Genomic DNA, 12565 nt, shown 5'->3' with positions numbered 1-12565 from the left:
AAATTATAAAGATGGAACGGATGGTGTCCACACTTTTTTATGTTCTACTTCTTCCGCACAACTCTCTACGTCTTCCGTTTCTAAATCGAAAATCTTCGCAAATAACGCTAATTTTTCGCTCGCTCCCTCTTCAGCAGCTATTTCTTTCGCTACTAAAATTGGGTCTTTTAATAATTGATTAATAATACTTTTCGTATGCTTACTAATGACTTTTTTCTCACGATCACTAAGGTTTGGTATTTTTCGCTCTAGGCTTACCATCGTTTCACTTTGGATTGCAAGTGCCTTATCACGAAGAGCTGATATTAATGGAACAACACCAAGTGTACTTAACCACGTTTTAAATAGAACAATTTCCTCTTCAATCATAAATTGAATTTTCTCTGCTTCTTTCAAACGCTCAGCACGGTTTGCCTCCACTACTCCTTGTAAATCATCAATATCATACAAGAAAGAACCTTCTAGCTCATCAATCGCTGGATCAATATCACGTGGCACTGCAATGTCAACCATAAACAAAGGGCGACCAGAGCGCATTTTCTCTACCTTCGTCATCATCTCTTTCGTAATGACATACTCCGATGCACCAGTTGAACTAATTAAAATATCTGCTTCTAATAATGCACATTGTAATTCGCTTAACGATTTTGCATGTCCCATATATTTCTCAGCCATTACTTCTGCTTTCGAAAGCGTCCTATTCATAACTGTTACTTTACGAGCACCACTTCCATATAAGTTTTGCAGTGCAAGTTCGCCCATTTTACCAGCACCAAGAATAAGCACATGACAATCTGTTAACTCGCCAAATATTTTCTTTCCAAGCTCAACAGCAGCATAACTAACAGACATCGCACTTTCCCCGATTGTTGTTTCTGAGTGGGCACGTTTTGCTAATGTAATGACTTGCTTAAACAATTCATTAAAAATTGTGCCTGTTGCTTTAACTTGTTGCGCTTCTAAAAAGCTATCTTTTATTTGACCTAAAATCTGCGTTTCTCCGACTACCATAGAATCTAAACCGCACGTTACGCGGAATAAATGATCTATTGCACCATCTTGTTCAAAAATAGTTAAATATGGCGCGACTTCTTCTATTTCAAGCTGAAACCAATCAGCTAAAAACTTCTTAATATAATACCGTCCCGTGTGTAATTGATCGACAACAGCATAAATCTCAGTGCGATTACAAGTTGATACAATGACATTCTCTAACACGCTCTTTTGATTTTGTAATGTAGTCATCGCTCGCTCTAGTTCTGCTGCCTGAAATGTGAGTTTCTCACGAAATTCTACAGGGGCTGTTCGATAATTTACACTAACAACAAGAATATGCACGCAGCATGTCCCCCTTCACCCGTTTTATCACTTTATCTACTATCATAATACAACTTTCCTCTTATGAATCTGACAATCGTGTGAACAACCGATTATTTTTTAATTATTCTCCGTATGTAATAAAGGAGATTCAGTAACACTAATAAAAAAAACTTCTACTTTATAATGATTATAAATTAATAACTCTATTTGTACGTTACCAAAAAAAGCCCTCATAATCAAGTGATGGAAACTATTCCATATTAATTATAACATCATCTTCCCTATCTTCTTTCATCATGAAGGAAAATATGTATGATTGTTCCAAAATGCAACAAAGACTTTCTCAATACAATGTATTTGACATTGTATTTCTTTTTCGTTATATTGGTTTTACAAAATTAAATTGTGCACAACTTAATTAGAAGGGAGTTATTTATGACAGAGGACTCTTTGCATCTAGATAACCAACTTTGTTTTTCTATTTACGCCTGCTCTAGAGAGGTTACTCGTTTTTATCGACCTTATTTAGAAGAAATGGGTATTACGTATCCCCAGTACATTACTTTACTCGTACTATGGGAGCAAGATGGACTAACAGTAAAAGAAATTGGAGAACGTCTATTTTTAGATTCTGGTACGTTAACACCTATGTTAAAACGCATGGAATCATTAAAACTTGTAAAACGTGTTCGTTCCAAAGAAGACGAGCGAAAAGTTTGTATTGAATTAACAGAACAAGGCAAAGATTTAAAGGAAAAGGCTTGTTCATTACCGACAACGATGGCTACAAACTTAGGAATTACAGAGCAAGAATATCGCTCTTTATTAATTCAACTAAATAAACTAATTGACACAATGAAAACAATTAATGATGGAAAAGGGGAATAAATATGGATAAATTATATACTGCTTCAGTAACAGCAACAGGTGGAAGAAATGGGAAAGTAGTTTCAGATGATGGCATATTAAATCTTGATGTAAAAATGCCGAAAGCACTAGGTGGTGCAGGCGGAGAAGCAACAAATCCAGAACAACTATTTGCAGCTGGTTATGCAGCTTGTTTCGATAGTGCATTACAACTTGTCATTCGTACAAAACGTGTGAAAGTAGAAAGTACAGAAGTAACTGCTCACGTTTCTATCGGAAAAGATACAGATGGTGGTTTCGGTCTATCTGCTGTACTTGATGTACATGTGGCTGGCGTTTCACATAGCGAAGCACAAGAACTTGTAGAAGCGGCTCACGGTGTATGTCCTTACTCGAAAGCAACACGAGGAAATATTGAAGTTACATTAAACGTACGCTAAAAAATTTAGCAAAACAAAAACGCGCGACATTCGTCACGCGTTTTTTGTTTTTGTAAATTTATGAATTGCTTTCCACGCTTCTTCTTTTCCAAGTCCTGTTTCAGAAGAGAATAGAACAATTTCATCGCCAATTTCAACAGCAAGCGTTTCTTTTACAACTTTTAAATGCTTTTGCCATTTCCCTTTCGGAATTTTATCGGCTTTCGTCGCAATAATAATTGTTGGGATTTCATAATGCTTTAAGAAATCATACATCATCACGTCATCACTTGTTGGTTGGTGACGTAAATCAACTACTAATACAGCTGCGTCTAATTGCTCACGAGTTGTAAAGTACGTTTCAATCATTTTCCCCCATGCAGCGCGCTCCGATTTAGATACTTTTGCATATCCATAACCTGGAACGTCAACAAAGTGCATCATCTCATTGATTAAGAAAAAGTTCAGCGTTTGCGTTTTTCCTGGTTTAGAAGAAATACGCACTAACTTTTTACGATTTAAAATTTTATTAATAAAGGAAGACTTCCCCACATTTGAACGACCTGCTAATGCAATTTCTGGTAAATCACTGTCTGGATATTGTTCTGGTTTAACAGCACTAATTACAATATCTGCTTTTGTTACTTTCATTGTTTCACTCCTACTAATGCGTGCTCCAATACTTCATCTAAATGAGATGCAAGCACAAACGTAAGGTTTTCTTTTACGCTCTCTGGAATATCATCTAAATCTTTCTCGTTTTCTGCTGGCAAAATAATTTTTGTTAAGCCTGCGCGGTGAGCACTTAATGTTTTTTCTTTTAAACCACCAATTGGTAATACACGACCACGAAGTGTAATTTCACCTGTCATACCCACTTCTTTACTTACAGGAATACCTGTTAGCGCAGAAATAAGTGCCGTTGCCATCGTAATACCTGCTGACGGTCCGTCTTTTGGAACTGCTCCTTCTGGAACGTGAATATGAATATCATTTTTCTCATGGAAATTCGGATCGATCTGAAGCTCTTCTGCACGAGAACGTATATAACTAAACGCAGCTTGTGCTGATTCTTTCATAACATCCCCAAGTTTCCCTGTTAAAATTAGTTTCCCTTTTCCTGGCGCTACAGAAACTTCAATGGCAAGTGTATCGCCGCCTGCTGCTGTGTAAGCTAGACCTGTTGCCATACCAACTTGGTCTGTTTTTTCAGCTTGCCCATAACGGAATATGTGTTTACCAAGTAAATCAACAATCTTTTTCTCTGTCACAACGATACGTTTACGTTCTGCTGTAACGATAATCTTCGCTACTTTACGGCAAACTTTTGCAATTTGGCGCTCTAGCGTACGAACACCAGCCTCACGTGTATAATAACGAATAATCTCAAGAAGCGCTTCATCACGCACTTGTAAATTACCTTTTCGTAAGCCATGTTCTTTTAATTGTTTCGGCAATAAATGCTCACGAGCAATGTGTACTTTTTCAAGTTCTGTATAGCCAGCAATCGAAATGATTTCCATGCGGTCAAGTAATGGACCTGGAATACTTGAAAGTGTATTAGCAGTTGCTACAAACATAACTTTTGATAGATCATATGGTTCTTCAATGTAATGATCACTGAAGTTATGGTTTTGTTCTGGATCTAATACTTCAAGTAATGCCGCTGATGGATCTCCACGGAAATCGTTAGACATTTTATCAATCTCATCTAATAAGAAGACTGGATTAACTGTTTTCGCCTTTTTCATACCTTGAATAATGCGTCCTGGCATTGCTCCAACATATGTACGACGGTGACCACGAATTTCAGATTCATCACGCACACCACCAAGAGATACACGGACGAAGTTACGATTCAATGATGTTGCAATTGAACGCGCTAATGAAGTTTTGCCGACCCCAGGAGGGCCTACTAAACAAAGGATAGGTCCTTTTAATGAATTCGTTAACTTCTGTACAGCTAAATATTCAAGTACACGCTCTTTCACTTTTTCAAGACCGTAATGATCGTTATTTAAAATCTCTTCCGAATGAGCAAGATCAATTATATCTTCTGTTGCCTCTGTCCACGGAAGCGCTAATAACCAATCAATATAATTGCGAATAACACCACTCTCCGCAGAACTTGCTGGTAACTTTTCATAACGATCTAATTCTTTCAGGGCAGCCTTCATTGTTTCTTCCGGCATTCCTGACTGTTCAATTTTCTCACGAAGTTCTTCTACTTCTCCGCCCTTGCCTTCTTTGTCGCCAAGTTCAGTTTGAATCGCCTTCATTTGCTCACGTAAGAAATATTCTTTTTGCGTGCGCTCCATGGAACGTTTCACTTTTTGCCCAATTTTCTTTTCTAGGCTAAGTAACTCTTGTTCATCTTGAATAATTGAAATAAGTGTTTGTAATCGTTCTTTTACAGATACAATCTCTAAAATCTCTTGTTTCTGCTTCGTTTTAATCGGCAAGTGAGAAGCAATTAAATCAGCTAATCTCCCTGGTTCTTCCACATCAGCTACCGTTGCAAAAGTTTCATTTGAAACTTTTTTCGAAACTTTAATATATTGTTCGAAATGCTCCAGTAACGTACGCATAAAAGCTTTCTCTTCTAAATCATCTTCTACTTCTTCAGTTACCGTTTTAATAGACACTTGTACTACATTTTCTTCTTCGATAAACTCTATTACTTCTGCTCTATGTAAACCTTCCACAAGGACACGAAGCGTACCGTTCGGCAATTTTAACATTTGCTTCACTTTCGCCACTGTACCTACACTATATATGTCATCTTCTTTCGGATCATCGATATTCATTTCTTTTTGCATTGCTAAAAAGATGATATTTTCATCCATTGCCGCCTGCTCTAGTGCTTGTATCGATTTATCACGTCCTACATCAAGATGCAAAACCATCGTTGGATATACGAGAACGCCTCTTAATGGTAGGAGGGGCACGATTCTTTCGTTCGTATTCATACTAGACATAGCACCTCCATAATAAATTAAACTCCTGTTCAACTATTTTATATTACAATACACCTAGATGCAATTGCTGAGATTCCGCGCAATTGTAAATAGCTTGTTTTTCTACCTCACGAAAAGAAAAAGACTCCGATTAAGCATACAAACTTAAACGAAGTCTGGCAAATTTTATTATTGTTTATTTTTACATAGATTGTGCATCTGTTTCGTCTACGTTAGTATGTACATCTAGCTCTCTATGCATATTTCCTTGCATAAACGTTAACTCAAATACTTCTTTTAACTTACGGACAGGAATAATTTCAATTCCCTTGATCGTATACAAAAATGGTTGCATATTTTCAGCAGGAATAATGACTTTCTTAGCTCCCGCTTTTTTCGCAGCTTTTATTTTTGCGTATACACCACCAATAGGCTTTACTTCTCCGTGTATACTTATTTCACCTGTCATCGCTACTTCATTATTTACATACGTGCGATGCACCGCAGAATATACACCTGTTGCCATAGCGATTCCTGCAGAAGGGCCATCAATTGGGATACCCCCTGGAAAATTAATATGTATATCGTATCCTTCTGGCAACACATCTAAAGAACGAAGTACTGTTAATACATTATCAACAGAGCCTTTCGCCATACTTTTACGACGAATAGATTTCGTTTGACTACCAATACTTTCTTCTTCCACAATTCCGGTAACATTTACCGATCCTTTATCTTTCGCCGGAATTGCTGTTACTTCAATTTCTAATAACGCACCTGTATTTGGTCCGTATACAGCAAGACCATTTACAAGACCAATCCTTGGAATCGGATAAATGCGCTTTTCATATTTCGGTGTAAGCTGACTTGAGTGAACAACCCACTCTATATCTTCATCCTTAATGAAAGAACGTTCTTCATTTATCGCCATACCCGCAGAGATTTGCACGAGATTAATCGCTTCTCGTCCATTCCTTGCATACATCCCAATCATCTCAATACCATTTTCACCTATTTGCATTTCCACTTTTTCCGCGGCATTTTTCGCTACTTTTTGAATTTCTTCCGTATCTAATTCACGGAAAAATACTTCTAAGCAACGTGACCGAATAGCAGGAGGAATTTCCTCTGGCGAACGTGTCGTTGCTCCAACTAAGCGAAAATCTGCCGGTAAGCCTTTTTGGAAAATATCATGTATATATGTTGGGATCATTGTATTTTCTTCACTATAGTACGCACTTTCTAAAAATACTTTTCGATCTTCTAACACCTTTAACATTTTGTTCATTTGAATCGGATGGAGCTCGCCAATCTCATCAATAAACAAAATACCACCATGTGCATCTGTTACAGCACCTTTTTTCGGTTGCGGAATACCTGCTTGCCCCATCGCCCCAGCACCTTGATAAATCGGATCATGCACCGAACCAATTAAAGGGTCTGCGATACCACGTTCATCAAACCGAGCTGTTGTCGCATCAAGTTCAATAAATGTTGCATTCGTACGAAATGGAGATTTAGGATTTCGTTTCGCTTCTTCTAATACAAGACGTGCTGCCGCTGTTTTCCCAACACCTGGTGGGCCATATATGATTACATGTTGCGGATTCGGACCACAAAGAGCCGCTTTTAACGACTTAATCCCGTCCTCTTGCCCTACAATATCTAAAAAGGTTGTAGGACGCACCTTTTCTGCTAGCGGCTCTGTTAAAGAAATCTCACGCATTTTACGAAGTTGTTCTAATTCTTTTTTCGATTCTCGATCAATTGAAACTTTTTGTGTTCGTTGATTTCGAAGTAAATGCCAGAAATACAATCCGACAATTACACCAAAAACAAGTTGAACAACTAAAAATATATTTGTCCAGCTCATTATTTATTTCCTCCCGCAATATTTTATCTCTTAGTATTTCCGCGGAGGAACGTAGCTAAACATAAAGAAAAACAGCAATTATAAAAATTGCTGTTTCCCTTTCGCATTATGCAGATGTTTTTGTATCAAGTACAGTACCGTCTTGTAACACCAATTTTGGCGGCTCATTATCAGCTACTGTTTCTTTTGTAAGAATACACTTCTCGATATCTTTACGAGATGGAAGTTCGAACATTACATCAAGCATTAAGCCTTCAATAATAGAACGAAGTCCACGAGCACCCGTTTTACGTTCAATTGCTTTTTTCGCAATTTCGATTAGTGCACCTTCTTCAAACTCTAACTCAACATCGTCAAGCTCCAATAGTTTTTGGAATTGCTTAACAAGTGCATTTTTCGGTTTCGTTAAAATATCAACAAGAGCATCTTCATCAAGTGGCTCTAGGTTCGCAATAACTGGAAGACGACCGATAAACTCTGGAATTAAACCAAATCTTAAAAGATCCTCTGGTAATACGTGAGATAAAACATGCTTCTCATTTACATCAGCATTTTTCTTCTCAGAACCAAATCCAATTACTTTTTCACCAAGGCGACGTTTAATAATCGGCTCAATGCCATCAAACGCTCCACCACAAATGAATAAGATGTTCGTTGTATCAATTTGAATAAACTCTTGGTGCGGATGCTTACGACCACCTTGAGGTGGAACGCTTGCTACAGTACCTTCTAAAATTTTCAGAAGTGCTTGCTGCACACCTTCACCAGATACATCACGTGTAATTGATGGATTTTCGGACTTACGTGCCACTTTATCAATCTCATCAATATAAATGATTCCTTTTTCCGCTTTCTCTACATCATAATCAGCTGCTTGAATTAATTTTAGTAAGATATTTTCTACATCTTCTCCAACATATCCAGCTTCTGTTAAAGATGTTGCGTCCGCGATTGCAAATGGAACATTTAGAATACGCGCTAACGTTTGTGCAAGTAATGTTTTACCACTACCTGTTGGCCCGATAAGTGCGATATTACTCTTCGCTAATTCTACATCATCAATTTTGCTGTTAGAATTAATGCGTTTGTAATGGTTATATACCGCTACCGCTAGTGCTTTTTTCGCGCTATCTTGCCCGATGACATACTCATCTAAGATTTCACGAATTTCTACCGGTTTCGGTACATCTTTGAATTCTACTTCTTCGTCCTTCGCAAGCTCCTCTTGTACAATTTCAGTACAAAGTTCGATACACTCGTCACAAATGTAAACACCTGGACCTGCCACTAACTTTCGAACTTGCGTTTGTGTTTTACCACAGAAAGAACATTTTAATTGCCCTTTTTCATCATTAAATTTAAACATATTTTCACACCCCTTACAAAGTGCTAACCTCTTGCCTTCGTATGTACACGATAAATGTATCGTATGTAAATACATATTATGTCACTACGTGGCGAGAAATACAAATAATATGACTAGTTATGTACAAATAAAAAATTTTTAAAACTTTTGAAATATGTATATTCGACTTGTAAAGGAACTTTTCCTTCTCCATCGAAAAGTTTTATAAATATATTTCTATATTTATAAAACAAGGCACGATTTTAATCGTGCCTTGTTATTTTATTATGCAGCGTTTTCTACTAAGAAGTCTACAGCTTTACGCACTTTAAGATCTTCAGCTAAAGCGTCTACGCTTCCAAGAGCTTGCTTGATAGCGTCTACTGGCATACTGTACATTTCAGCCATTTTTTCAACTTCTGCAGTTACTTCTTCTTCAGTAACTTCGATGTTTTCAGCTTCAATGATAGCTTCAAGAACAAGATTGATTCTTACACGTTTTTGTGCATCTTCTTTCATTTGCTCTTTTAATTTGTCAGCATCAGTACCTGTGAATTGGTAGTAAAGCTCAAGGTTCATACCTTGTTGGCTTAAACGTTGCTCGAATTCACGAACCATACGATCTAACTCAGTGTTGATCATAGCTTCTGGAATTTCGATTTCAGCGTTAGCAGCAGCTAATTCTACTACTTCGTCACGTACTTTGTGCTCAGCTTCGTGCTTTTTGCCTTCTTCTAAGTTTGTGCGAAGTTTTGCTTTTAATTCATCAAGAGTTGCAACCGCTTCGTCTGCTTCTTTAGCGAACTCGTCGTTTAACTCAGGAAGTTCTTTTGTTTTGATTTCGTGAATTGTTACTTTGAATGTTGCTGGTTTGCCAGCTAATTCAGCAGCATGGTACTCTTCTGGGAATGATACTTCAACGTCTTTAGACTCACCAGATTTAAGACCGATTACTTGCTCTTCGAAACCTGGGATGAATGTACCAGAACCGATTGCTAGAGAGTAGTTTTCGCCTTTTCCACCTTCAAATGCTTCGCCATCAACGAAACCTTCGAAGTCGATTACAGCTGTATCACCGTTTTCAACAGTTCCTTCTTCTTTAACAACTAGTTCAGCTTGACGCTCTTGTAAAGATTTTAATTCGTTCTCTACATCTTCGTCAGTTACAGTTGTTTCAACTTTTTCTACTGCTAAACCTTTGTACTCACCTAATTTAACTTCAGGTTTTACTGTAACTTTTGCAGTGAAGATAAGGTTAGCATTTTTTTCGAACTTCTCGATGTCGATTTCAGGATGATCAACTGGGAAGATACCAGCTTCTTCAATCGCTTCACCGTATGCTTTTGGTAAAATGATATCTAAAGCATCTTGGTATAAAGATTCAATACCAAAGCGTTGTTCGAATAATGGACGAGGCATTTTTCCTTTACGGAAACCTGGTACGTTAATTGTTTTTACTACTTTTTTGAACGCAGCGTCGATAGAGTTGTTTACTTCTTTAGCATCAACTTCGATTGTTAAAACGCCAACGTTACCTTCTAATTTTTCCCATTTTGTAGACATTTATTCTTTCCCTCCAACTATAATAATGTATGCACATACCTCTATAGATTAAGATCTTCATTATCTCTTTTTTGAAATAACAAATACACAAATAATCCTCTAGCAAAAGCTTTCAGATATAATGTTCCAATCTACTAATTGCCCAGAAGACAACTACGGTATATTTTGTTCGAGAATAATATGAAACATATTAAGTAAGAGAATTACACTTCTCTTCTCTTACAAACAGGCAGTTTTCTGCCTTTTGCAACCCTTACATTATAACATAGAATATGCTCGTTTCAAGAACTGAACGATTCTTTTTCATAATTATACGGGCAAATATCCTTCTCTTTCAACACGTAATAACCATTGATAGGCAATATGAAACTCTTCCAATTCGATATTGTATGCTGCCATAAGCTCTTCTTCATCAATAGCCAATCCGAAACGCTTTCTTCCAATTCTCTCTAAAACAGCTGACCAAATCTCTTCTTTATCCATTAATAGAGCGAATGGGAAAACGCTAATTTGCAATTCTTTCCAATATGTAACCATCGCTTCAAATATATCGGGATAATTTTGCTCTAATCGACTTGATAATTTATGTATAATGTTATTGGATTGCTCCTCATTATGACCTGTAAATGCTGGAATTACCTTAATCGTATTCCCAAACTTTTCTACCTCTATTTCCTCTTCTACCTGACTTTCTATCATTTTATACAAAATAGAAGTTTTCAAATAGGGGTGTTGCTCTTCGTCTATTAAAAATTTCTTTAAAACAGGTAATGCAAGATCTAAGTCTTTTAATGAAAGTCGCTGAATCGCTCTTAGCTTCTGTCCAAAGTTTTCTCCAAAAATTTCTTTAGTAAACTCATCCAACTCAAAATTTGAATCCACTAGCGATGCGTCTCCCTCATTTAGCATACCTTCTGCAAATAAAGCAAGCTGCGCTAATTTTTCCTTTTGATCAGGCATTATATCTTTCGTTTGTAAAACCTTTTCAACAGTTTCAATAACACCTTCATAATCATTTGTTTGAACTAAAATAGTCACGTACGTTTCAAGAATATCACCAAATAAGACAACTCCTGTTTTAAGCAACTGTTCACATTTGTCTTTCGCTTCTTCCATACGTTTTAATTCGAGTAAACAAATAACTGAAGCTAATTCCGTTTGTTCCGTTTCCGCATTATACTGACGTAATATTTCAAAGCAGCGCAATGCATCTTCGAACTTCCGCTCTTTCAGCGCTAAAAAACCTTCATCAATATAGCGCTCTGATAGTTGTGGAAACAATACGACCGTATTTTCTTTTTTATCCATACGTCCGCCTCTTTTTCTTGATTTTAATTATGTTCAAAGTAAATATATCAAATGCGTAATGAGAACACAACATCCCAAAACTATTTGTTTGAAATATAAAAATATTTAATTTTTACATTCCAATACAAATAAATCTCTACTAAAAATTAAAATTGTACAAGTAAAAATCCCCAGCAACAAACGCAGAGGATTCATCATTAATGGAAAGCTTTTATAATTGTGGGGTATATTACAAGGGTAATAATTTGGAGAACAATAATTGCCATAACAATCATGCTAAAATAGAAGATTGGTTTACTTCGCTTCATTAAAAACATAATAATAAGCATCGTACAAGCAAACAAACTTAAGAAGAACAAACTTGTTGTCGAACTAAGTATACCACTTGGGACAAAGAACAATAACACTACACTACAAGTACCTATAATTCCAAATAACCATTCCATTCATTCACTCATTCCCTTTCCCTCTCATGGCTGTTTTCTCTAAGCAATCAAATGTTTCACAACATCAACTACATACGTTAATTTCTCATACGCTACAAATCCAAAAGCAACCGTCAAGCCCGTTACAACTAATCCTTTCATCATTTCTGCCTCCTCGTTTTATCGTTGTTATCTTCATTATAAAAGATTAGCAATTTCTTACCATCGAACTACCTTACAGTTACCTTACAGAATTGTAAGATTTCAAAAAGAGATTGAAAAACACCTCATATCGCTTGAGGTGCTTTCACGGAATTTATTTATAATCACTTGCAAAATTAACTTTTTTCTCTTGGTTATTTTTCGGAGAATCCACTCTTAAACTAATAGATTTACTAAATAATTTAGGATCAAAATAATTATTCATTACTTTTCTTAACTTACCTTCAGATATTTTCGTATTACAAGAAAACAAAGGATGAAGATCA

Annotated in this window: 10 protein-coding genes; 2 read left to right on the top strand and 8 right to left on the bottom strand. The window is 36.6% G+C overall.

Translation table 11 applies throughout. From position 1 onward, the window contains the following. Positions 1–3 precede the first annotated feature (3 nt). A complete protein-coding gene (hemA, locus tag ABWK52_RS02755) occupies positions 4–1338 on the bottom strand; it encodes a glutamyl-tRNA reductase (RefSeq protein ID WP_000547867.1) in 1335 nt (444 codons plus the stop codon). 417 nt (positions 1339–1755) lie between these two features. Here hemA and ABWK52_RS02750 point away from each other — a divergent pair, with 417 nt between their 5' ends. Beyond that, complete coding sequence (locus ABWK52_RS02750) at positions 1756–2208, top strand: MarR family winged helix-turn-helix transcriptional regulator (RefSeq protein WP_000133916.1); 453 nt, start codon at positions 1756–1758, stop codon at positions 2206–2208. Between the two features lie 2 nt (positions 2209–2210). After that, the gene (locus ABWK52_RS02745; RefSeq protein ID WP_000359781.1) at positions 2211–2627 is read left to right on the top strand and encodes an organic hydroperoxide resistance protein; all 417 of its coding nucleotides are present in this window, start codon (positions 2211–2213) and stop codon (positions 2625–2627) included. Between the two features lie 33 nt (positions 2628–2660). Here the strand turns inward: ABWK52_RS02745 and ysxC are convergent, their stop codons facing one another. The 7 genes from ysxC to ABWK52_RS02710 all read right to left on the bottom strand — a co-directional run bounded on the left by ysxC (position 2661) and on the right by ABWK52_RS02710 (position 12098). Continuing rightward, complete coding sequence (gene ysxC / locus ABWK52_RS02740) at positions 2661–3257, bottom strand: ribosome biogenesis GTP-binding protein YsxC (RefSeq protein ID WP_000869116.1); 597 nt, start codon at positions 3255–3257, stop codon at positions 2661–2663. Next, on the bottom strand, positions 3254–5584 hold the full coding sequence (lon, locus tag ABWK52_RS02735; protein ID WP_000097285.1) for an endopeptidase La: 2331 nt from the start codon (positions 5582–5584) through the stop codon (positions 3254–3256). The genes ysxC and lon overlap by 4 nt, the downstream gene beginning before the upstream one ends. A 181-nt stretch (positions 5585–5765) precedes the next feature. Then, positions 5766–7436, bottom strand: coding sequence for an ATP-dependent protease LonB (lonB, locus tag ABWK52_RS02730; RefSeq protein WP_000119180.1), 1671 nt, complete (start codon positions 7434–7436; stop codon positions 5766–5768). A 106-nt stretch (positions 7437–7542) separates the two neighbouring features. Beyond that, positions 7543–8802: an ATP-dependent protease ATP-binding subunit ClpX gene (gene clpX, locus ABWK52_RS02725; RefSeq protein WP_000472289.1), complete on the bottom strand. Its 1260-nt coding sequence runs from the start codon at positions 8800–8802 to the stop codon at positions 7543–7545. 264 nt (positions 8803–9066) lie between these two features. After that, entirely contained in the window at positions 9067–10344 is a 1278-nt protein-coding gene (tig, locus tag ABWK52_RS02720) for a trigger factor (protein WP_097995622.1), read from the bottom strand. 309 nt (positions 10345–10653) lie between these two features. Beyond that, complete coding sequence (locus tag ABWK52_RS02715) at positions 10654–11652, bottom strand: hypothetical protein (protein WP_000358272.1); 999 nt, start codon at positions 11650–11652, stop codon at positions 10654–10656. Positions 11653–11849: 197 nt separating this feature from the next. Further along, positions 11850–12098: a hypothetical protein gene (locus ABWK52_RS02710; protein ID WP_001983650.1), complete on the bottom strand. Its 249-nt coding sequence runs from the start codon at positions 12096–12098 to the stop codon at positions 11850–11852. Positions 12099–12565: the final 467 nt, after the last annotated feature.

This window comes from Bacillus sp. AP50, from assembly GCF_040492675.1.
Classification (GTDB): domain Bacteria; phylum Bacillota; class Bacilli; order Bacillales; family Bacillaceae_G; genus Bacillus_A; species Bacillus_A cereus.
This window is presented reverse-complemented; position numbering and strand designations above follow the sequence as displayed.

What these genes read in the sequence shown, in the direction of transcription:
- ABWK52_RS02750 (WP_000133916.1), top strand. Translation starts at nt 1,756, where the DNA reads ATGACAGAGGACTCTTTGCATCTAGATAACCAACTTTGTTTTTCTATT.
- ABWK52_RS02745 (WP_000359781.1), top strand. Translation starts at nt 2,211, where the DNA reads ATGGATAAATTATATACTGCTTCAGTAACAGCAACAGGTGGAAGAAAT.
- ysxC (WP_000869116.1), bottom strand. Translation starts at nt 3,257, where the DNA reads ATGAAAGTAACAAAAGCAGATATTGTAATTAGTGCTGTTAAACCAGAA.
- lon (WP_000097285.1), bottom strand. Translation starts at nt 5,584, where the DNA reads ATGTCTAGTATGAATACGAACGAAAGAATCGTGCCCCTCCTACCATTA.
- lonB (WP_000119180.1), bottom strand. Translation starts at nt 7,436, where the DNA reads ATGAGCTGGACAAATATATTTTTAGTTGTTCAACTTGTTTTTGGTGTA.
- clpX (WP_000472289.1), bottom strand. Translation starts at nt 8,802, where the DNA reads ATGTTTAAATTTAATGATGAAAAAGGGCAATTAAAATGTTCTTTCTGT.
- tig (WP_097995622.1), bottom strand. Translation starts at nt 10,344, where the DNA reads ATGTCTACAAAATGGGAAAAATTAGAAGGTAACGTTGGCGTTTTAACA.
- ABWK52_RS02715 (WP_000358272.1), bottom strand. Translation starts at nt 11,652, where the DNA reads ATGGATAAAAAAGAAAATACGGTCGTATTGTTTCCACAACTATCAGAG.
- ABWK52_RS02710 (WP_001983650.1), bottom strand. Translation starts at nt 12,098, where the DNA reads ATGGAATGGTTATTTGGAATTATAGGTACTTGTAGTGTAGTGTTATTG.